This window comes from Pseudoalteromonas sp. S3260 (assembly GCF_005886925.1).
GTDB lineage: Bacteria > Pseudomonadota > Gammaproteobacteria > Enterobacterales > Alteromonadaceae > Pseudoalteromonas > Pseudoalteromonas tetraodonis.
In genome coordinates, this window is the sequence record NZ_PNCV01000066.1 from 1 (window position 1) to 20,808 (window position 20,808).

At 40.0% G+C, this 20,808-nt stretch carries 22 protein-coding genes and 1 tRNA gene; 2 read left to right on the plus strand and 21 right to left on the minus strand.

Going from position 1 to position 20,808, the window contains the following annotated elements:
- The first annotated feature begins 604 nt into the window (after positions 1-604).
- Positions 605-1,273: a hypothetical protein gene (locus CWC14_RS11570; protein WP_008463934.1), complete on the plus strand. Its 669-nt coding sequence runs from the start codon at positions 605-607 to the stop codon at positions 1,271-1,273.
- 459 nt (positions 1,274-1,732) lie between these two features.
- On the opposite strand, the gene CWC14_RS11575 is transcribed toward CWC14_RS11570, so the two are convergent.
- From CWC14_RS11575 to rppH, 19 genes are all read right to left on the minus strand, one after another.
- Positions 1,733-2,332, minus strand: coding sequence for a YagK/YfjJ domain-containing protein (locus CWC14_RS11575; protein WP_138563029.1), 600 nt, complete (start codon positions 2,330-2,332; stop codon positions 1,733-1,735).
- Between the two features lie 311 nt (positions 2,333-2,643).
- A complete protein-coding gene (locus CWC14_RS11580) occupies positions 2,644-3,063 on the minus strand; it encodes a hypothetical protein (RefSeq protein ID WP_138563031.1) in 420 nt (139 codons plus the stop codon).
- 62 nt (positions 3,064-3,125) lie between these two features.
- Positions 3,126-3,530 carry a hypothetical protein gene (locus tag CWC14_RS11585; RefSeq protein ID WP_138563033.1) on the minus strand — a complete coding sequence of 135 codons (405 nt, stop codon included), beginning with the start codon at positions 3,528-3,530 and terminating at the stop codon, positions 3,126-3,128.
- Positions 3,530-3,730, minus strand: coding sequence for a helix-turn-helix transcriptional regulator (locus tag CWC14_RS11590; RefSeq protein WP_138563035.1), 201 nt, complete (start codon positions 3,728-3,730; stop codon positions 3,530-3,532). Before CWC14_RS11590 ends, CWC14_RS11585 begins: the two co-directional genes overlap by 1 nt.
- A gap of 153 nt (positions 3,731-3,883) precedes the next feature.
- Positions 3,884-4,669 (minus strand): hypothetical protein, encoded by a 786-nt coding sequence (locus CWC14_RS11595; RefSeq protein WP_138563037.1) that lies wholly within the window; start codon positions 4,667-4,669, stop codon positions 3,884-3,886.
- A gap of 10 nt (positions 4,670-4,679) precedes the next feature.
- Positions 4,680-5,918 carry an integrase domain-containing protein gene (locus tag CWC14_RS11600; protein WP_138563039.1) on the minus strand — a complete coding sequence of 413 codons (1,239 nt, stop codon included), beginning with the start codon at positions 5,916-5,918 and terminating at the stop codon, positions 4,680-4,682.
- A 280-nt stretch (positions 5,919-6,198) separates the two neighbouring features.
- A tRNA-Arg gene (locus CWC14_RS11605) sits at positions 6,199-6,273 on the minus strand.
- 60 nt (positions 6,274-6,333) lie between these two features.
- Positions 6,334-7,005, minus strand: coding sequence for a FlgO family outer membrane protein (locus CWC14_RS11610; RefSeq protein ID WP_076920637.1), 672 nt, complete (start codon positions 7,003-7,005; stop codon positions 6,334-6,336).
- Between the two features lie 8 nt (positions 7,006-7,013).
- The gene (locus CWC14_RS11615) at positions 7,014-7,691 is read right to left on the minus strand and encodes a FlgO family outer membrane protein (protein WP_138563041.1); all 678 of its coding nucleotides are present in this window, start codon (positions 7,689-7,691) and stop codon (positions 7,014-7,016) included.
- 12 nt (positions 7,692-7,703) lie between these two features.
- Entirely contained in the window at positions 7,704-8,297 is a 594-nt protein-coding gene (locus tag CWC14_RS11620; protein WP_138563043.1) for a FlgO family outer membrane protein, read from the minus strand.
- Between the two features lie 67 nt (positions 8,298-8,364).
- Positions 8,365-8,628 carry an SPOR domain-containing protein gene (locus tag CWC14_RS11625; protein ID WP_138563045.1) on the minus strand — a complete coding sequence of 88 codons (264 nt, stop codon included), beginning with the start codon at positions 8,626-8,628 and terminating at the stop codon, positions 8,365-8,367.
- Positions 8,571-8,876 carry a hypothetical protein gene (locus tag CWC14_RS11630; RefSeq protein ID WP_249928742.1) on the minus strand — a complete coding sequence of 102 codons (306 nt, stop codon included), beginning with the start codon at positions 8,874-8,876 and terminating at the stop codon, positions 8,571-8,573. The genes CWC14_RS11625 and CWC14_RS11630 overlap by 58 nt, the downstream gene beginning before the upstream one ends.
- Positions 8,877-8,941: 65 nt before the next feature.
- Positions 8,942-9,793, minus strand: a complete 852-nt coding sequence (locus tag CWC14_RS11635) for an SPOR domain-containing protein (protein WP_138563047.1) — start codon at positions 9,791-9,793, stop codon at positions 8,942-8,944.
- Positions 9,794-10,069: 276 nt separating this feature from the next.
- Complete coding sequence (galU, locus tag CWC14_RS11640; protein WP_138563048.1) at positions 10,070-10,948, minus strand: UTP--glucose-1-phosphate uridylyltransferase GalU; 879 nt, start codon at positions 10,946-10,948, stop codon at positions 10,070-10,072.
- 17 nt (positions 10,949-10,965) lie between these two features.
- A complete protein-coding gene (locus CWC14_RS11645; protein WP_138563050.1) occupies positions 10,966-11,817 on the minus strand; it encodes a thymidylate synthase in 852 nt (283 codons plus the stop codon).
- A gap of 13 nt (positions 11,818-11,830) precedes the next feature.
- The gene (gene lgt, locus CWC14_RS11650) at positions 11,831-12,634 is read right to left on the minus strand and encodes a prolipoprotein diacylglyceryl transferase (protein ID WP_033102792.1); all 804 of its coding nucleotides are present in this window, start codon (positions 12,632-12,634) and stop codon (positions 11,831-11,833) included.
- A gap of 12 nt (positions 12,635-12,646) precedes the next feature.
- Positions 12,647-13,456 carry a sulfite exporter TauE/SafE family protein gene (locus tag CWC14_RS11655; RefSeq protein ID WP_138563052.1) on the minus strand — a complete coding sequence of 270 codons (810 nt, stop codon included), beginning with the start codon at positions 13,454-13,456 and terminating at the stop codon, positions 12,647-12,649.
- A gap of 65 nt (positions 13,457-13,521) precedes the next feature.
- Complete coding sequence (gene ptsP / locus CWC14_RS11660) at positions 13,522-15,786, minus strand: phosphoenolpyruvate--protein phosphotransferase (protein ID WP_033102794.1); 2,265 nt, start codon at positions 15,784-15,786, stop codon at positions 13,522-13,524.
- A 23-nt stretch (positions 15,787-15,809) separates the two neighbouring features.
- Positions 15,810-16,328, minus strand: coding sequence for an RNA pyrophosphohydrolase (gene rppH / locus CWC14_RS11665; RefSeq protein ID WP_013465620.1), 519 nt, complete (start codon positions 16,326-16,328; stop codon positions 15,810-15,812).
- Positions 16,329-16,857: 529 nt separating this feature from the next.
- Here rppH and mutH point away from each other — a divergent pair.
- Positions 16,858-17,529, plus strand: a complete 672-nt coding sequence (gene mutH / locus CWC14_RS11670) for a DNA mismatch repair endonuclease MutH (protein WP_033102795.1) — start codon at positions 16,858-16,860, stop codon at positions 17,527-17,529.
- 118 nt (positions 17,530-17,647) lie between these two features.
- On the opposite strand, the gene eno is transcribed toward mutH, so the two are convergent.
- Entirely contained in the window at positions 17,648-18,946 is a 1,299-nt protein-coding gene (gene eno / locus CWC14_RS11675) for a phosphopyruvate hydratase (protein ID WP_138563054.1), read from the minus strand.
- A 96-nt stretch (positions 18,947-19,042) separates the two neighbouring features.
- Positions 19,043-20,677: a CTP synthase gene (gene pyrG / locus CWC14_RS11680; RefSeq protein ID WP_138563056.1), complete on the minus strand. Its 1,635-nt coding sequence runs from the start codon at positions 20,675-20,677 to the stop codon at positions 19,043-19,045.
- Between the last annotated feature and the right edge of the window lie 131 nt (positions 20,678-20,808).

A 20,808-nucleotide genomic window follows, 5' to 3' on the forward strand; every position in this document is an offset into this window, starting at 1 on the left:
CAATGCCCATGTCGGGCGTACTCAAAAAAATCCATGCGACCACCTTCGGCGGCGCACGATTTGGGTATTACTAATGTCCGCTCATAGCACTCAGCCGATAGTCGGTATAGAGTGGTTTAACTTACAGTGTAAGGCAGTTGTCTCTGGTAAATTTATCATTTTTGTCGGATGGCGTGGCTCCGCCACTTATCCGACCTACGCCAAAATGTAGGTTGGTTAAGCCGAAGGCGCCACCCAACAAGCTTTCAAATTCACTTTTTATCCGAACGGCACAAAGCTGACATTGCTACAAATATACTACATATAGTTGATATAGAAACAAAGAAAGAACATAACTCATTGATTTTATTGGTAGCCCCTGCAAATGTCGAATTACAAGGGTAAGATATTGATTTTAAATAACTTTAAAAATATGGAATGAGCAAAGTGTAACTACCAGTGTAACTAAACCTTTTTCTCTAACAGGAACAGCACATCTAAAATAAAATTAGCCCTAAACAAGTTGAGTTGAATATAGATATAAATAAAGCTATCGTTGGGATTAATAATATTTTAGTTTTATTATCGAATAGAAAATTTGGAAGTATTTAAAAAGGAAGTTTAAATGTCAGAAGATTTCATAAAAATAACTGGAAGCCTAATTATATCTAACATAATTATTTTTACTGCTTATTCAATGACTCATACCAGCTCAAATGATTTTGTACTTATACTTGGATTTATTTTAGGCCAAATGATCTCAGTGGTATTTGTCTCAGCGCTTGTAACTCTGGTTCCATTAATTTTAAAAAAAGACTGTAAGGCTGGAGTGTTCTCGGTAACGTGTATAATAATTTCATTTATGTCCGCATTAGGTCAGATATACTCAAATCACTATGACGATAGAAGTAGTATTACACTAAAGACTCCAGATGCTGAAATCATTAGCCCTTTAATGGCTAAAGTGGAAGGGAAAGCTAAAATAGACGGAAATACATTTAAAGGCTCGATCTACAATGGCTCAGATAAGTACCTGATAAAAGAAATTATAATTACTATCAACCATAAAAATGGAACCAGCCGAGACTATAAAATCAATCACTTCCCACCAATAGCACAAAAGCTAGCATCATCTAAGAACTATTTCGCAGATGAGCCCTTACCTACATTAAGTGGTATAAAATATAGTATTCCACCTTTAGACTCCGGCTCTTTTTCAATAACAACCTTTGATACAACCTCGAAAAACTATGATTCATGGTACATAGAGTCTGTAAAAGTAGAGGTGAAATAGTCAACGCATTATTAATTTTTTTAAACACAACTAAGTATATTGAAGCTAAGTAGCAACACTAAAAAGTAAACATTATTTAACGTTGGGAGCATAACAAATTTATAACGTGCTCATCCGTTTAATGTGACCAATACAATAGCCTGTAGAAATAGCCAGTATTGACTGGTTAAAGCATCTATGCCGATAATAATCCCCTGTGATGGTGAACCATTTTTTGGCAATTAGAGCCTTACAAGTCGTACCAAAACAGGTTTGTGAGGGGTTGCGGTCTGCGTAACCTCTCGCCTTCCATTACCAAAAGAGCAAATCGTTTATTTACACCCTCATTTGTTCCGAATTAAATAACTACCAAATAAAAAACAACCACTTAAAATTTTAATTGTTCCGCCATTTGTTCCGCACTGTTCACCCTGCCACACGCTTTGAACGAGCGATAAAAACCATTCAAACCAAAACATTTCAAAACTCATTAGCCCTTAGTTTTATCCTACTAGCACCGTAATTTTTAGCCTGAGTAGCTTTGTAGCCCTTCCCACGCGCTTTAGCTAAATAAGATATACGGTAAATAGCCTCTTGCTGTGACTCCAAGCAATCGCGCTTCATGATGTAATAACAATTTTTTGGCACATAAGCCGAACCGCTAAGCTCGCCCCATATCTGTAAAACCTTCTTGGTTATGCTGTTTGGGTAGTTAACTTTTGACGCATCAAGCATAAGCGCATAGTGGTAATGTTGACGCTTTGCCCTCTCAAGCTCTCTACACCATACAAAACCAATACGACTAACCCCATACTGAGCCTTAACCCATTTAAACAGCCTACGGTTAAATACAGTGATGATTTTGTTATCTGGCGTGTACGACTCCATACGTAAATCAAAACGAATTAACATCACACGACTATGGTTGCTCAACATAGCCTCAATTTGATCTAGCATAGCTCGCATAGGCTTAACCATTAATCCACTTTTTCCAGCGTTTACCCACCATCCCTTTTCACCGTGGACAAAAATGTGTTCATACCCTTTATCATTGTTATTTATGGTTAGTTGGTTAGTCATTCATGAGCCGTAGATATTATTAAATACCCAGTTAATTGTTAGTAGCTACTATCCATAGCTATAAGGCCTCTACTGGGGCGCATCTTCAAAAATAGCCTTTTTTCGAGGGTAAAAAACCGACCTTAAGTGTTCATATTGCTTCACCAACAAAAAGCCCTATATAACAAAGCATGTAGTGATAGTGTCCGCTTACATAAAAATACTGGAACATAGGTTTTTAGGCTGTTTTATTAGGTGGGTTTCCCTTGGTCATGATCACTACCAAGGGATAATTCAAAGTTGATTTAATGTGCTGGTGGCGCATATTTTTATTAAGCGGCCTGTTCATCAGAAAGAGTAGACATTTTGCCTAATTCTTTTATAGCATCCTCAAGCAGACCATCCACCAGCCAAATTACATTACTCAGATGATCTCTAAGCAATCCGCCAAACCCTTCACTATTACGCAAAGCGTCCAGCACCGTTTTAGCCTGAATTAAAAGCTGCTCAAATTTTAATTGTTCTCTAGGGATTTCACCAAAATACATATCAACGCTATCCGTCAATACTCCCCCTATGCGCTCACTAACCGTCCAAAGTAAGTTTGCTAATGTGGTCTCTGTCATAGACTTGTAGTTATCATTAGCAGTAATAAACACAGTTAAGCTATGTACCTGACTTACCGCCCCATCAAGATAGTCAAAATTGTCTGCCGAAATGCTAGCGTCATATTTCATATTGTTTGTTGTCATCGTCCTGTTCCTTTTAATTAAATTTTATTAAGTGCCAGTAATGGCAATACTTGAGTAATTACTTATTGCGAGCGATTAAAAGGCACCAACAACTCCGCCTCTTGCTCCTTGCTTAATACTCCTGCTTTTCGCCTTATTCGGCTCGCGTTAATCTCTTTCAAAATTGCCGCTGCTATTTCTGGTGATGAAAAGCTATATCTAAGATGAGTACCTATACCGTCCGGGTTCTCATCATTCACTCGCGTTAACTCAAAACCGTGCAAGCGCTCTAACTGCGTAAAGTAGTTCCTGCCACTGGATAGTCTAACGTTACGCAAAATATCGTTTTCTGTAGCACCTGCAGGGTGCTGTAAAATATAAATAAATGCTCGCTCTTTCTTTGACTGCGCCTTCGGCTTTTTTGGGCTATTATCATTAGCTGCTAAATTGGTTTGGGTGGCGGCTTTTTTGCCGCTGCTCCCTTTCATTAGGCCGCCTCCTCGTCATGCTCCACACAAGGCAGACTTTCCATCCAAGCCTTAATCTCGCTTTCAAGCCAGCCCACTGAGCGAGCGCCTAAGTCACGTCTAGCAGGAAATAGCCCCAACTTTTCTTTACGCCAAATTGTAGGGCGGCTCATACCAGTAATCTTTACTACTTCGCGTTGCTTTAAAATTCTATCAATCATAACGTTTCACCTTGAGATAATTTGGAATAAACAAACAGTTCAAGGCGAATACTAAATCTGAAAATAATTAAAACCCGCTAGCTAAGTCTTAGTTTCTGATTTCAAAACTAAGCTTTCTTAAATTAAATATAACCAATTGCTTTTAATAAAGTTTTACCTACTTTTATTCAGCCACTTATTTATTGTTTTTCTAAGTACCTCAGGCTCTTGTGGTGCTTGATTTGTTTCAGGCCAAAACAAGCCAGCTTTATCTTCAATTACCTTTGCTACTTTAGCCCCTTGCACAACCCCCTCACCCGATACACATTGAGGTCGAAACTGCGCTAAAACAGATAACGCTGCGCCCAACACTTCCATTTTAGTTTTGTTGCTTTTCTCTGTAATGTCAGTTCGTTTATGAGGCTTTTTTTGAGGGGTAATTGACCGTTTTAACTCTGTTATTTGCTCAGCCTTAATTAATAAATCATCGACCTGTGGGTAGATACCACTATCGTTAAATATGACCCCGTTAAGTGTTTCTCTTGGCTCCTCTTCTTTTAACCACCAATCCATACCCGTAATATCTTCGACCACATCAATTTGAACGCCTTGATCCCGAAGCATAAAAACGCTTTCATCTAAAGTATATTCACAATCATATAAATAAATTGATAATAAACGCTTCATATATTCACCTGAATACTCTCTTGGCAACATGAAAACACCACTCAAGATTTGAGGCATACATGGCAATTTTTCATCAGCCAGTATTAATTCTCCTTTGGGTTTATTATAAAACCTCAAACCATGAGGGGCACTCCTACCAAACAGCTCTATGTGAAAGTCAATTTTTCCTCGGCTGTAATATTGGAATAAGCGTTTTATTTTACTGCTGTCATTAATATCTGTTTTATCAAAAAGCATCTCTAACGCTTCATCTACACTAATAAATTCATCCATTAACTAATCCTTAAACCACTTTCAAATGCTGGCTGCCAGTGACCGAGTAATCACCCTTGCTAGCCGCTTCAATATGATCAGACCACCAGCACATCATTTTACGTCTGCGCTCTAAGTAGTCGGTTCGGTTGTAGGCTGCGCGTACTTGGTTTTTATCTACGTGAGCTAGTGCTGCCTCAATTAAGTCTGAGTCAAAACCTTGCGCGTTTAACGTGGTACTAGCGAGCGCGCGTAAGCCATGGGCTGTTTGCTTGCCTTGTAAGCCCATACGCCTTAACGCTGCGCCTAACGTTTCTCGGCTTAGGTGGGCACGTGGGTTGTTATCAGAAGGGAATATAAAATCACGGTGTCCGCTAATAGGTTTCAAATATTCCAATAGCGACAATACTTGTGGCGTTAGTGGTATTGCTTGCGGCTTGCGTTTTTTCATGCGTTCAGCGGGTATATTCCACACCCGATTATCAAAATCAATTTCACTCCATGCCGCCCCTGCTGCCTCTGCTGGCCTAGCCATTGTATGAAGTTGCCATTCAAACAAGCATTTAGTGATCAGCTTTAAACGCGCACTGTTAACGGTTGCTAATAGCATAGGTAATTGCTCAGGGGCTACGGTAGGCATATTGGTATGTTTAACAGTACCAAACGCTTTGCCGATACTATGAAGGTGGTTAGCTGGCATACGCCCAGTATTAACCGCATAGTCCATCACCTCATTAATACGCTGGCATAAGCGACCTAACATATCGAGCTTATTCGCTGCCTCTAAAGGGCGCAGCGTTTCAATGGTTAGCTGTGCGGATAGCTTGCTTATAGGCACTTTCCCTATTGTCGGGTAAACATGTAACTCAAACCCTCTACGGATATTAAAAGAGTGCCGCTGGCTTACCTTAGCCGTTTTAAGGTTGAGCCATTCAGTTGCTACCGCCTCAAAAGTATTCTTTGCCTCAGTTGCTTTAGTGCTTTGAATTTCTTCCCTGTATTCTTTAGGGTCAATATCATTAGCAAGTAGCGCCCTTGCCTCGTCACGTTTTTTTCTAGCGGCTGCTAACGTTATGGCAGGGTAAACGCCAAAGCTTATCTGCGCTCGCTTTTTGATGTGCGGACGGTAGTAATTAAACAGCCACGTTTTAGAGCCATTCTTTTTTATACGCAAGCCTAACCCGCCACCATCAGATAACAGGTATTCACTTGCTTTTGGTTTCGCATTTTTTATCTGCGTATCGTTTAAAGGGGTTGTTGCTCTTGGCATGTTTCACTCCATTATCGAATAGGTAGCCAAACCTAAAAATGGGATACTAAAATCAAGATCCGCATTCTTCCTTTAATTTTCATCCGCTTAACTAAATTACAGCGGTTTTAGTTACATCAAAATCGGCAAAACGATTCGGTGTAACTATGAGTGTAACTAAAAATATGAAATGTAGCGATACCAAATTTTACGACTTGAAACGTGGAGGACTTATTTATAAAGGGGTATACGGAAGGTTTGAATTTATTGTTGCCGTATTTTTAGGTGTGAAACGTGTTATTGGTAGCCCCTACAGGAATCGAACCTGCAACTGCCCCTTAGGAGGGGGCCGTTATATCCATTTAACTAAGAGGCCACATCAAGCTTACAAAAATTATAACGGCATCTGGTTTTTTATATCAAGTATCAAATTAAGTTAATTGCTTGATAAATATATATCTTCTTTATTTAGTACGTAAAGCGGTATAAATGTTCGGCTGCTGGCGGCAAGGCGCTTATTTTCAATATTTATTACGCGAGCGTTAATAACAACCCCATCTGCACGGTAAATTAATGTACCCGATAAAACATGGTTGGCTATATTCGTACCTGCAAGCTTGCGAGTGTTTCGGGTGAATGCAAAGTCACCTTGTTCATTAACGGTAATTAAATTGGCTGTTTTAAAATCAACGGCGCTATAACCAAACTTTTGTAGCTGGTGTATAAAGGTTTCTGATAACTGATTACCTAACTGGCTTGCTGTAGTTAAACTTGCGTCTAAATCAACGAACGACGTAACCGCAATCGCTGCATCTTGCGGGGCTACTTGCATGGTGTCGGTTAAATCAAGTGCCATTTGCTCTACGTAGTTAACTAAACTTTTATGATGCTTGTTTGGGTTAAACTGCGTTGTATCGGCGTATTGTTCTTGCTCGTCATTTTGCTGCATTTGCGCCATGATCTGGTTAAAATCAAGATTGCTTACCACTTTTTGCTCAGGCTCAGCGGGTTCAGTCATGTTAGATTCACCAAGTAAATTACAGCCTGAAAGTAATAATGATAATGCACTTATGCTAATTAAAGCTGAGCGCTTAGCTAAGTTAGCCATGATAAACCTCACTTACTCGCTTGTTTTAGCATAACGCCATCAGCACTGTTACTGCTATTTAGCGCATCAATAACTGATTGTGGAATAAAACCCTGTGCAGAGCCTACAACCGCTTTACTCGCTAAACCAACAATACGTGCGTTTACTAGTATGCCACCTTGGTGGTTTACTAGCGTGCCGGCTAATACGTAACTAAAATTTTGTTCTTGGTTAAGCTCTAAGTAGTCGCGACTAAAAACAAAATCGCCGCCAGGTGTTACACGCATATAATCGGTGGTTTTAAAATCGATTACCGGCACACCAAAATTATGCAGCTCATGCATAAAGCTCTCTGCTATTTGGTTACCCACTAAGTCAGCATTGTTGTAGTCACGGTCTAAAAAAACAAAGCTTGATACCGCTAATGGCGTTTTAGTATTTACGTACTGTAAATTTTCAGCCATGTCTTGCATGATGCCACGCACATAATGATTAATATTTTTACGTGTTGGCGTGTTAACTTGTTTGTTTTTATTCATCACTGCTGTTTTATTTTGATACAGCGAGTCGCTTTGTGTAGGTGCGGCTACAGGGCGTTGCTCAAAAAACATAGGCGCATCGTCGGTAATTTGTGTGTCACTATGGTTTGTCATTTGTGAACAACCAAAGCCTAGTGGCAAACATAAAGTTAATAGTAGGCGTTTCATGTGTGCTCCTAATTAATATTCACTGCGGTAAATATAGTCACCGCGCTGCTGTATTTTTTCGTTGCTCCACATCACATTGATGGGAATTTCAGTACTGCCGGCAGATACAACTTGGTTGGTTTGCATATTTACCATTCGTGCATTAACAATATAAGCATGCTCTTGGCGAGTTAAAGTACCGGTGATGACAAAGTCAATAATCTGACGCTGCTTTAAGTTGCCAGTATTGCGGCTTAGTACTGAGTCTGCACTCGCTGATAAGTTAAGTTGGTTTTCAAGCCGGTATTCAACTGTGTTATACCCTAACTGAGTAAATTGGGTTATTAAGCTTTCTTGAACTTGCTGACTAAGCCCTGCTCCCTGCCCTTGGGCAATTTGTGAATCCAAAGCATTGGCTAAATAAAAGCTGCTGACCGCAATTGATGCGGTGCTTTTAAAAGGCTCTTTGATATGGCTAAGCTGGGCACTCAAGCTATTCACGTACTGATTGAGCGTATAGGGTGCCATGACCGTTTTAGGCGCATCAGTGCTTATACTTGGCTTTGGCTGGGGTGTTAAGCTACAGCCCGCTAAATTTAATAATAGTAAGGGTAACAAAAGGCGCATAGTTGCCATCCTCTAAAAACATGATAGTAACAAAGCAATTATTATGCCTAATACCCTAGATGCATATTTATTTTAATGGCTGTTGGGTGTAATGGCTCACAATGCAGTTGATTTTGCGCTGCTTAAGTTTATCGCAATCAGCAGCGGCATTGGCTTGATTTTGATAAGCTCTAAGCTTTAAACGGTAGTAGGTCATGCCACTCATGTTGATAGTTTCTACATTCGCCACGAATTCGCCCTGAAATAACGAAGATGCGCTGGCTTTTATTTGATTTAAACTTTGGCTAAGTCGGTCTTTGTCGGTAACGGCTGCAACTTGGAGGGCAAACAGCGCTTCAACGGCTCAGGTATGGCATCAATATCTGTTTGTGCAGAAAGAGCTTGAATCAGTAATGATAAGTCCTCTTCCATGGTGCTTAAACGCGCTATTTGCTCTTTGTTGTTATCCCATTGCTCTAAGTAAGGTTTTATATCTTTTTCACGCACAAGCTTGTCGCTTTGTGAGTCGGCGGGCATTAGCTGGTTGCTACAACCAGCTAATGCAAATGGTATTAGTAATATTATTAAACGAAGTTTCACTTTAAAGCACTTATTACAAAAAACTAGCTCTAGCTATTATGCAATAAAAGCGCCAAATAAATAATTTATAATCTAATTGGTTTGTCAGTGTAGTTACTCACAAAGCAATCAACTTTATAGAATTTAAATACCTCACAATCATCCTCAGCACTTTTAAAGTTAAAATACTCACCTAACTTTAGTCGATAATAGGTTTTGTTATTAACTTTTGCTTTTTCAATGTTTGTCGTGATTTTATCCTTAAACAAAGGCGCTGCTTTTTTGTTAATGTGCTTCCACTCTTTAGCAACACTTTCTTCTGAATCAAGCGACGCTACCTGTAAGGCAAATACTTTTTTGTTTTTATCTACCATTGCCACTTTTGTTGCCATCGATATTTTAGAGGCAACCTTTTTGTTCACCCTAGAACTAATCGCTTTAACTGGTGAGCGAACAGTTCGTTTACTGTAGCTTTTTGAAGGGGCTGTAATTATTTTTGTAGGAACACTAGCATAGCGGCTGCTATATCGCTGATTTTTTAGAGCGTCCCTACCAGTCGGTTTTACATAACGGTTACTATATCTTTGTCTCGGTCGTTCTACGTTATCTGAGGTGCTTGCGTAGTTATTACCATACCTGAGGTTTGGCGAGGCATTAGTCTTAATTGATGAGCGAGCATAGCGATTGCTAACAGCCTGATTAGATTGCGCTATTGCTTTACTGCTAATAATATCTAAATTATCAACTAAATATGTAAGCTCACGTTCTAACTTTAATAGTCGCTCTATACCAGAACGTGCTTGTTGCCATTGCAAGGCTGCATCTTTTAGCTGTGCTAGCTCAAGTGCGGTGATAGTTACATATTCAGGGGAATCTTTAACTTCTTCATTTAACGTAGTTTTATCTGGCGATACAGTACAGCCACTCCCAATTAACATGAGTAACGCTATAACCAGATATCGGTGATACTTTATGCTGTATTCACACATTGATTGTTTCTCTTTCAATAGTTTAGACCGCTCAATTAAGTCAATTTTCAATTGAATCAATAAAGCACGTTAACAACAAAACAACTTGGATTAACATAAAGATTACAACACAATATTAAATATGTCTGTATAACTGCAAAAATAGTGATAATTTAAAATACTAAAAAAACTATTTTACAATCAAAAAAAGCGCCATATAGGCGCTTCTAATAATGATAAGTTTATTTAAATTAACGTTTTAATAAACGTTTTAAGCTCACCGGCGAATTCATCACGACGAAGAGCAAATTCAATGGTTGCTTTTAAATAACCAATTTTACTGCCACAATCATGGCTTCGGCCTTTCATTGCGTAGGCATCTACTTTTTCATCTTGCATAAGCATGGCTATTGCATCTGTTAGCTGAATTTCATCACCAGCACCTTGAGGGGTTTTAGCCAGTAATGGCCAAATATTTTTACTCAACACGTAACGACCAACCACAGCAAGGTTTGAAGGTGCCTCGTCAACGGGTGGTTTTTCTACCATACTCTTAATGGGTGAGCTTTCACCTTGGTTTAACTCAACATCACCTAAATCCACAACACCAAATTTATCTACGTCATCTTTAGGAACTGGTTCAACCATAATTTGACTGTGTTTAGTTTGCTCAAAGCGAGTAATCATTTCAGCTAAGTTGTCTTTTGTTAGGTCACTTTCTACATCATCAATAATAACGTCGGGTAAAATAACCACAAAAGGTTCATTGCCAATAATAGGGGCGGCACAGTTAATAGCATGGCCTAGGCCTTTTGCTTCACCTTGACGTACATGAATAATGGTCACATCTTTAGGGCAAATAGACTGTATTTCGGCAAGTAATTGCCGCTTTACACGTTTCTCTAATGTTGCCTCTAATTCAAAGCTGGTATCAAAATGGTTTTCAATTGAGTTTTTACTCGAATGGGTTACTAACACTATCTCTTTGATGCCAGCGGCAACCGCTTCGCTAACAACGTATTGAATGAGTGGACGGTCTACAACGGGCAGCATTTCTTTTGGAATTGCTTTAGTGGCCGGTAACATACGTGTTCCAAGGCCGGCTACGGGGATCACTGCTTTCATTATGCTCTCCTTATTTTTTAAACTGAAAATGGGTACTGAATCGCTTCATGGCATTGATAGCCAACCACCTCAAAGTCATCACGTGTTACCCATGTTTCTATATCTTCGAGTGACTTAATCTCTGGATTAATTTTTAATTGAGGAGAAGCAAATGGCTCGCGCTTTAATTGCACATCTCGCATTAAATCTAGCTGATTTTCGTAAATGTGGGCATTGGTGATTTTATGATATGCCTTACCTGCTTTGTGGCCAGTAATTTGTGCAACCAGTGCCAATAAAACAAAACATTGAATTTGATTAAAGTTTAGACCTAATGGTACATCACAACTTCGTTGGTACGAGGTTAAATACAGGGTATCGCCTAGTAATGAAAAGGTATGTGTATGCATGCATGGGCGCAAGCAGCCAAGTTCAAATTCACCAGGGTTGTAAAATGTAATAATTTCGCCGCGATCATCTATGCCATTTTTTAAATTATTAATGACCTTTGCCAGTTGATCCAGTGTTGAACCATCAGGGCGTTGCCAGCCTCGTCCTTGCACGCCATAAACGCGCCCCATATCATCCTCACCTTTACGATTAGGATTATTGAGCCAGGCACTATTTTCATTGGCGTTAGCATCCCAGGTTTTACAACCTATATTGCGAAACTGCTCAGCACTGTCATAGCCTCTTAAATAACCTAATAATTCAGCAATAGCCGCTTTGTAATAGCTTTTTCGCGTGGTGATCATTGGGAACTGATTATTAGCCACATCGTACTCTAAATCAGCGTTTATAACCGTTAAACAACGTGTACCTGTACGCTTGTTTTCAACCCATTGTCCTTGGTCAACAATGCGCTGACATAATTCTAAATATTGTTTCATCTAACTTCTTCTTTTAAGCTTTTGCCGCTGTTTTTGATTGTGGTTGTTTATAGGCCCAAATAAGTAAGCCTAACCCGCCAATTATCATTGGTAACGATAGAATTTGCCCCATAGAAATGAAGTCGGCAAATAACCCCAATTGCGCATCTGGTTGGCGAAAATATTCAATACAAAATCTAAATACGCCGTAACCCAGTAAAAACAAACCCGACACACTTCCCGCAGGACGTGGACGCTTAATAAACCACAATAATATGACAAACAATACAAGCCCTTCAAAAAAAGCTTCGTAAAGTTGTGAAGGGTGGCGTGCAAGCGGGCCTCCAGTTGGAAACACCATTGCCCACGGAACATCAGTGGTACGCCCCCATAATTCGCCGTTAATAAAGTTACCTATACGCCCAGCCAGTAAACCAACAGGCACTAAAGGTGCTACAAAATCACCGACTTGTAATAACGATTTTTTACGCTTGTAAGCAAAAATAGCAATTGCAGTGATCACCCCCAGTGTCCCACCATGAAACGACATGCCACCTTGGTCTATTCTAAACAAATATAAGGGGTTTTCGATAAAATAGCTAAATTGATAAAACAGAACATAACCAATACGCCCACCTAATATAACGCCCAGCATGCCGTAAAAGAGTAAATCGCTGACCTCGTCTTTAGTCCAACCTGAACCGGACTTATTAGCTTGACGATTAGCAAACCACATCGCAAACGCAAAACCAATTAAGTACATTAACCCATACCAACGAACGCTAAGTGGTCCAATAGAAAATATTATTGGATCAATTTGAGGAAACTCCAGTGCCATAAAAATAAACCTTTAGCTAAAAACCATTTTAATAGCGATGATAACAAGTAACATCGCGAAAACTTTCTTAATTGTATTCACAGGTAAGTAATGCGTTGCTTTGGCGCCTATTGGCGCTATAAACCATGAGGTAACAACAATCCCAAACAATGCGGGTAAATACACAAATCCCATAAAACCATGCGCTAAGTCAGTTACTTGCCAACCGGCGCTGACATAACCAATAGAGCCAAAAAAGGCAATTACAATACCACATGCAGCAGCGCAACCAATTGCCTTTTTAATATCAACCGAAAAATAGTGCAGCATAGGCACAAGTAATGCGCCACCGCCAATCCCAATCAACCCAGATAGTGCCCCCATTATCGCACTAATACTTCCTAGCACGGGGCCTGCAGGCATCGGGTGACCTACGCTCACTTTATTACGGGCAGAAAGCACCATTCTCATAGCAATAAAAACCACACTCACTGCGAACACGGTTCGTAACATTTTCTCAGGTATAAAGCTGGCAGCAAAGCCGCTAATCAAGGCGCCAATGGCCACACCCGACATTACCCAAGGGGCAATTTTCCAAGGCACATTATCATTTTTATGATGAGCTAACGCTGAAGAAGTCGAGGTAAATAAAATAGAGGCTAAAGATGTCGCAATAGCGATAACTAATACATGATCGGCAGCGGCCACATTAAAACCCAGTAACAAGCTCGTTAGCACCGGCACAATGATTAAACCACCGCCTATGCCTAGAAGTCCTGCTAAAAAACCAACAATGCAACCTAATAACGCACAACTTGCAACTAGCAGTCCTAGTTCATACATAGTTATCTCTAATACATTTAAGAATATGTATATTTTAATTGATTATATAAACAATAACAGCTCTATCATTTAGGTGTATAAAATAAATTACCTAGCTGATGCTCTATCATAAAATTACGGGTTAAACGCAACACTTGTTTAGCATTGGGCTGTGCTAAACACTCGCTCAGTAATTGTTCCATGTCACTAACATTTAAGCGCCTAAGCACCCATTTCACTTTATTTAACGACGATAAGTTCATACTTAAACGTCTATAGCCCATGGCAATGAGTAATATTGCTCCCTCGGGATCGCCGCCAAGCTCACCACATAAACTAAAGGGTAATTCATAGTGCTCACATTCGCTGGCAATATTATTTAATACACGTAACACAGCTGGATGATAAGGATTGAATAAATCGGCCACACGGGCATTTGCTCTATCTACCGCTAATAAATACTGAGTTAAATCGTTACTACCCACTGAGCAAAAATCAACTTTTCTAGACCACTCTGGCAGCATAAATACACTTGAAGGTACCTCAAGCATAATGCCAATATCTGGCTTTTCTATAAGTTGCTCAGGAAATGTTTCGCTTAACTCATAATAGGCTTGGTTATACAATGCCAGCGACTCTTCAACTTCATCAGTGCCGCTGATCATAGGCAGCATTATTTTTAAATTACCTAAGCCAATATTCGCTTTGAGCATGGCTTTGAGCTGATCTAAAAAAAGCTCGGGATGATCTAGGCTAATTCTAATACCACGCCATCCTAAAAACGGGTTTTCTTCGGTAATATTAAAATAATCTAAAACTTTGTCGCCACCAATATCTAACGTTCGCATAACTACGGGGTTAGGATAATAGCTACTGAGTACTTCGCGATACCATTTTTCTTGTTCTTGTTGCGATGGAAACTGCCCTTTTTGCATAAACCACGCTTCGGTTCTGTAAAGACCAACACCATCACAAATATGGGCACTATTTTGTTGCGTATTAAGTTCAAGCCCTGCGTTGAGCAATAAACTAATATGCTCCCCATCCAAGGTAATTGCAGGCAGTGATTGCTCTTCTAAAAAACGATTGTTGAGTAAGTTATCTTGGTGTTGTAATTCTGTATACTCATCAATAAGCATTTGCGAAGGCGAAATATATAAACGCCCAGCAAAAGCATCTAAAATCATTTCCTTGTTATCAAACTGCAGTAACGGTAAATCTTCAATACCCCAAATTGCAGGTACGCCCATTGCTCGGGTTAAAATAGAGGCATGGCTATTAGCTGAACCATTAATGCTTACCACACCTGCTAAACGCTCATTTGGCACTTCGGCTAACATTGCAGGAGTTAATGTATGAGCGATGAGGATTGTGTTTTCAGGGTAGTCTTTTATTGCATGCTCTGTGTTCACTAAGTGATGAAGCACCCGTAAGCCAATGTCTTTAACATCAACCGCACGCTCTTTAATGTAAGGGTCTTGCATTTCATTAAACTGCGCAACTAAACGTTCAATCACAATTTTTAATGCACTTTTTGCACACCAACCTTCTTGTAATTGTGCCTCTACATTATGACCTAAGCTTTTAGCATCCAATAATTGCTGATACACATCAAACACCGCCAACGCTTCTTGCGGTATGGTATCGCTTAATGTCATCGATAAAGTGCTAAATTCTTTGCGCGTTGCAGCAACCGCTTGCGTGAATAAACGGCGTTGTTCATTCACATCGCTATTTTTGGTGAGCTCTATGGACTTAAAATTAAGTTTAGGAATAACAACAAAGGCTTTACCAATACTAATGCCTGGTGCACTAGACACCCCTTTTAAAACCGATGTTTGATGAGATGACTCATCTTGGCGCAACACTTCTTTTATTTCGGCATGCGCAAGCTGTGAAGCTAACTGCGCTGAAAGCGTAATTAAAAAAGACTCCTCATCTTGAGAAAATACCCGCGCCATTTTCTGTTGCACAACAATAACGCCCAATACCTTTTTTTGATGAACAACAGGCACAGACAAAAAGGCGTTATAGCCTTCTTCGTTCACTTCTGGGGAGAGTTTAAAGCGAGGGTGCGATTTAGCAAAGGCAATGTTAATTGCTTCTTCACGCTGAGCAACAAGCCCAACTAAACCCTCGGTAAAGCCAATTCTAAATTTGCCCACCGCATCAGGGTTTAACCCTTCGGTAGCCATCAGTACAAAATTATCTTGACTGTAATCGGCAAAATAAATGGAGCAGCACTGGGTATTCATGGCATCTTTTACCATTTTCACAAAGCACACTAACGCATCGTCTAAATTCGCTTGTTGCGAAACAGACTCAGCTATTGATCTGAGTGTTGCCAGCATACACTGCTCCTTTTTATGTAAAACTACCTTTTGCTTCGCCAATTGTCTTTTTGTTGCTCTCGCTTATTGAAGGGCATAGCAAAAGGAGCAAACTCTTTCATTACACGTCGATAAACATCCCGTTTAAACGATACTACCTGCCTTACTGGATACCAATAACTCACCCACCGCCAATCATCAAATTCAGGATGGTGCGTTTTTAGTAAGTTTACATCTTCATCTTTACAGCGCAGTTTTAGTAAAAACCATTTTTGTTTTTGCCCAATACACACCGGACTTGAATCTCGGCGGATTAATCGTTTGGGTAATTTATAGCGTAACCAATGTTTTGAGCTTGCAACTATTTCTACATCTTCTGGTCGCAAACCTACTTCTTCGTGTAATTCACGGTACATAGTTTGTTCTGGTGTTTCACCATCATCAACACCACCTTGGGGAAATTGCCAAGAATGTTGACCATAGCGTCTGGCCCAAAACACTTGCCCCTGATTATTGCAAATTACAATTCCGACATTGGCACGAAAACCTTCGGCATCAATCACCTTAGTGCCTCATTTGTAAGTCGATTTTTTATGATTGTTCCACATTAGCTGCAATACGGCAAATACTATTACGTGCAAGCCTCGTTAACACCTTCACTTAAAGCAAATTAATGGCGAAATCCATTGCATGTGAATAACAAACTACACTGCCATACGTAAATACATAAAAACCACACTGTTTGTGCTGGTTACTCACAGCTTGTGCATAACTTTTGTAAAACACGCTCATTTACCAAACAAATCCACAATACAAGATCAAAAAAGTGATGTTCTCCACAGAATCTGTGGATAAACATGTTTATACATCTGTATTTATCCTTACAACAATTATAGACCTTAATTAAAACTGAACACCAAAAACAAAAAAAAACAATGTAGTTCAGTTACTTAGTTAATTTTAGCGTTTTAAAGCAGTGCATAAAATTGCACCAACCACGGCACGTATAAAAATCAACCAACCACTAAAGATATCCACTATCAAGCTAATTTGCTATCATGGCGTTGGTATTTATTCAACTAAATTAACAGTATGCAACCTTTAAAGCCTCATTCAATTAATCAACTAATGCAACGTGTCAATAATATTGCAGGGCTCACACTTGGACAACTAGCACAGCAGTACCACTTTAAAACGCCAGATGATTTATTGCGTGAAAAAGGCTGGACAGGTCAACTGATTGAGTATGTATTAGGCGCAAGTGCTGGGTCAAAACCGCTCCCCGACTTTGAGGATTTAGGCATAGAGCTTAAAACATTGCCTATTTCATATAAAGGTAAACCGCTAGAAACCACCTTTGTGTCGGTTACCCCGCTAATGAATGTAACTGGCATGACGTGGCACACAAGTAGCGTACGTAAAAAGTTGAATCATGTTTTATGGTTACCTATTTTAAGTGAGCGCAATATCGCCCCGTTTGATAGAACCATAGGCAGTGGCTTTTTGTGGCAACCCTCCCCCGCGCAAGATGCGCAATTACAGCGAGACTGGGAAGAGCAAATGGAGCTTATAGCGCTTGGTCGGGTAGATGAAATATCAGGGCATTTAGGCGACGCCATGCAAATACGGCCAAAAGCCGCTAATAGCAAAGTAGTTACCGATGCCATAGGCCCCAACGGACAAATTATACAAACACTGCCGCGTGGCTTTTATTTAAAAACCAGTTTTACAAAAGAGATATTAAAACAGCAGTTTCAGTTGTAATAAGTCTTAGGTTCTCTACTGTAGCTTCACTATGGACAGCCCTTCCCATTACTTTATAACACGCATAAAAAATCCCCGCATAAGCGAGGATTTTTATAATTTTAAACAAATTAAAGAATTACTGACCTTTAACTTCTTTTAAACCATTGTACGGTGCTTTAGCGCCTAATTGCTCTTCAATACGAAGCAATTGGTTGTACTTAGCAACACGATCTGAACGGCTTAATGAACCTGTTTTGATCTGGCCTGCAGCTGTACCAACCGCTAAATCAGCAATGGTTGCATCTTCAGTTTCACCAGAGCGATGAGAAATAACCACTGTAAAACCAGCATCTTTCGCCATTTTGATTGCCGCTAACGTTTCTGTTAGTGAACCAATTTGGTTAAATTTAATTAAGATTGAGTTAGCAATACCATTGTCGATACCACGTTTTAAAATCTTAGTATTGGTTACGAATAAGTCATCACCCACTAATTGAACTTTATCGCCCATTAGCTTAGTTTGGTGTGCAAAGCCATCCCAATCAGACTCATCTAAGCCATCTTCAATTGATACAATTGGGTATTGCTCAGTTAAGTCTTTTAAGAAGTAGTTAAACTCTTCAGAGGTAAACTTTTTACCTTCACCTTTAAGGTCGTAGATATTTGCTTCTTTGTCATAAAACTCAGAGGCAGCACAATCAAGTGCAAGGGTAATATCTTTACCAAGCTCATAACCGGCATTTGCAACAGCCACTTTAATTGCTGCAAGTGCTGCTTCGTTTGATGCAAGGTTTGGTGCGAAACCGCCTTCGTCACCTACAGCTGTTGAATGACCATCCGCTTTAAGCACTTTTGCAAGGCTGTGAAATATTTCAGCACCCATACGCAATGCTTCACGGAAATTAGCAGCACCAACAGGTTGGATCATGAATTCTTGAATATCCACTGAGTTATCAGCGTGCTCACCGCCGTTGATGATGTTCATCATTGGTAGTGGCATAGAGTAAACACCTGGCGTGCCATTTAAGTCAGCAATGTGCTCGTATAGCTCTACTTTTTTAAATTGCGCGGCGGCTTTGGCGGTAGCGAGTGATACTGCTAAAATTGCGTTAGCACCTAGTTTTTCTTTATTTTCAGTACCATCTAAATCAAGCATTACTTGGTCTACATCACTTTGAGCAAGTGCATTTTGACCTTTTAAAGCCGCTGCAATTTCATTATTAATGAAACCTACCGCTTTTAATACGCCTTTACCTAAATAACGAGTTTTATCACCATCACGTAATTCTAATGCTTCGCGAGTTCCTGTAGATGCACCTGATGGTGCAGCAGCACGGCCCCATGAACCATCAGCTAAATATACCTCAGCTTCTACAGTTGGGTTACCACGCGAGTCCATAATTTCACGACCGATTACTTTTACGATTTCTGACATCTTGATTCCTCTATATTCCCAAAATGGTGAGTACGGCTAACCTAGGCCAGCCTTAGAAACAAAAAAGGCCGCGCAATATGCACAGCCTTTTTTAAATTACGAAGACGCTTTTTGGTAGGTATGAGCCGCAGCTACAAACCCTTCAAATAGCGGATGACCATCGCGTGGCGTTGAAGTGAATTCCGGGTGGAATTGCGCTGCAATAAACCAAGGGTGATCTTTATTTTCAATAATCTCTACTAGCTTTTTATCTTCAGATAAACCAGTAAAGCTTAAACCTGCTTGTTCAAGCTGTGCAACGAAGTTGTTATTAACTTCGTAACGGTGACGGTGACGTTCAACAATTTCGTCGCTGCCATACACTTCGTGTACTTTAGAGCCAGGCGTTAAATGGCATTTTTGTGCGCCTAAACGCATTGTGCCACCTAAATCAGACTTTTCATCACGTACTTCTACGTTACCCTCAGCGTCTAGCCACTCGGTAATTAAACCAACCACTGGAGCCTCTGAATTTGCATTAAATTCCGTTGAGTTTGCATCAGTTAAACCGGCAACATTTCGTGCGTATTCAATTAGCGCTACCTGCATACCTAAACAAATGCCTAAGTAAGGCACTTTGTTTTCACGGGCATATTTAGCCGCTAAAATCTTACCTTCAACACCACGACCACCAAAACCACCTGGCACTAAAATAGCATCTAAACGAGAAAGAATATCGGTTCCTTTAGTTTCTAAGTCTTGTGAATCAACGTATTGAATATTAATAGTTAAACGATTTTTTAATCCTGCATGTTTTAAAGCTTCGTTTACTGATTTGTATGCATCCGGTAATTCAATGTATTTACCAACCATACCAATCGTCACTTCACCCGTTGGGTTAGACTCTTGATACAATACTTGTTCCCACTCAGCTAAATCAGCTTCAGGTGCATCTAAATGGAAACGACGACATACAAAGTTGTCTAACTCTTGCGACTTTAATAACGCAGGGATTTTATAAATACTGTCTACATCAGGCAGTGAGATAACGGCTTTTTCTTCAACGTTTGTGAATAATGCAATTTTTGCACGCTCGTTATTTGGCAGCTTACGGTCTGAGCGACAAATAAGAATATCTGGTTGAATACCGACTGAGCGTAACTCTTTAACTGAGTGCTGAGTTGGTTTTGTTTTCACTTCACCGGCAGGGCCTAAGAATGGCACTAGCGTTAAGTGAATAAATAGCGCACGTTCACGACCAATCTCTGTGCCCATTTGACGAATAGCTTCGATAAATGGTTGTGACTCAATATCGCCTACCGTACCACCAATTTCAACGATTGCTATATCATGGCCTTCTGCGCCATCATAAACACGTTGCTTAATATCATTAGTGATATGAGGAATAACTTGAATTGTTGCGCCAAGATATTCGCCACGTCTTTCACGACGTAGTACATCTTCATATACGCGCCCTTGCGTAAAGTTATTACGGCTGGTCATTTTGGTGCGAATAAAACGTTCGTAGTGACCTAAATCAAGGTCGGTCTCTGCGCCGTCTTCGGTAACGTATACTTCACCGTGTTGAATTGGGCTCATTGTGCCTGGGTCAACGTTGATGTAAGGATCCAGCTTTAAAATGGTAACATCTAAGCCACGGGCCTCTAAAATAGCGGCCAACGATGCTGCTGCAATACCTTTACCCAACGAAGAAACAACTCCGCCAGTAACGAAGATAAATTTTGTACTCATGCGAACCCTAGAATATCAGGAATTAAAAGGAATATAATACCCAAACAAGTGATTTTGGAATATAAACAAGACGGGGCGAAATTGTACCAAAACATAGCTAAGCAATCCAGCTAAAAATGGCAAATCTGTGC

What these genes read in the sequence shown, in the direction of transcription:
- mutH (WP_033102795.1), top strand. Translation starts at nt 16,858, where the DNA reads ATGCAACCTTTAAAGCCTCATTCAATTAATCAACTAATGCAACGTGTC.
- CWC14_RS11615 (WP_138563041.1), bottom strand. Translation starts at nt 7,691, where the DNA reads ATGAAACGCCTACTATTAACTTTATGTTTGCCACTAGGCTTTGGTTGT.
- CWC14_RS11645 (WP_138563050.1), bottom strand. Translation starts at nt 11,817, where the DNA reads ATGAAACAATATTTAGAATTATGTCAGCGCATTGTTGACCAAGGACAA.
- lgt (WP_033102792.1), bottom strand. Translation starts at nt 12,634, where the DNA reads ATGGCACTGGAGTTTCCTCAAATTGATCCAATAATATTTTCTATTGGA.
- pyrG (WP_138563056.1), bottom strand. Translation starts at nt 20,677, where the DNA reads ATGAGTACAAAATTTATCTTCGTTACTGGCGGAGTTGTTTCTTCGTTG.
- CWC14_RS11620 (WP_138563043.1), bottom strand. Translation starts at nt 8,297, where the DNA reads ATGCGCCTTTTGTTACCCTTACTATTATTAAATTTAGCGGGCTGTAGC.
- CWC14_RS11635 (WP_138563047.1), bottom strand. Translation starts at nt 9,793, where the DNA reads ATGTTAATTGGGAGTGGCTGTACTGTATCGCCAGATAAAACTACGTTA.
- CWC14_RS11580 (WP_138563031.1), bottom strand. Translation starts at nt 3,063, where the DNA reads ATGACAACAAACAATATGAAATATGACGCTAGCATTTCGGCAGACAAT.
- CWC14_RS11575 (WP_138563029.1), bottom strand. Translation starts at nt 2,332, where the DNA reads ATGACTAACCAACTAACCATAAATAACAATGATAAAGGGTATGAACAC.
- ptsP (WP_033102794.1), bottom strand. Translation starts at nt 15,786, where the DNA reads ATGCTGGCAACACTCAGATCAATAGCTGAGTCTGTTTCGCAACAAGCG.
- CWC14_RS11590 (WP_138563035.1), bottom strand. Translation starts at nt 3,730, where the DNA reads ATGATTGATAGAATTTTAAAGCAACGCGAAGTAGTAAAGATTACTGGT.
- CWC14_RS11570 (WP_008463934.1), top strand. Translation starts at nt 605, where the DNA reads ATGTCAGAAGATTTCATAAAAATAACTGGAAGCCTAATTATATCTAAC.
- galU (WP_138563048.1), bottom strand. Translation starts at nt 10,948, where the DNA reads ATGAAAGCAGTGATCCCCGTAGCCGGCCTTGGAACACGTATGTTACCG.
- CWC14_RS11610 (WP_076920637.1), bottom strand. Translation starts at nt 7,005, where the DNA reads ATGGCTAACTTAGCTAAGCGCTCAGCTTTAATTAGCATAAGTGCATTA.
- CWC14_RS11600 (WP_138563039.1), bottom strand. Translation starts at nt 5,918, where the DNA reads ATGCCAAGAGCAACAACCCCTTTAAACGATACGCAGATAAAAAATGCG.
- eno (WP_138563054.1), bottom strand. Translation starts at nt 18,946, where the DNA reads ATGTCAGAAATCGTAAAAGTAATCGGTCGTGAAATTATGGACTCGCGT.
- CWC14_RS11595 (WP_138563037.1), bottom strand. Translation starts at nt 4,669, where the DNA reads ATGGATGAATTTATTAGTGTAGATGAAGCGTTAGAGATGCTTTTTGAT.
- CWC14_RS11655 (WP_138563052.1), bottom strand. Translation starts at nt 13,456, where the DNA reads ATGTATGAACTAGGACTGCTAGTTGCAAGTTGTGCGTTATTAGGTTGC.
- CWC14_RS11585 (WP_138563033.1), bottom strand. Translation starts at nt 3,530, where the DNA reads ATGAAAGGGAGCAGCGGCAAAAAAGCCGCCACCCAAACCAATTTAGCA.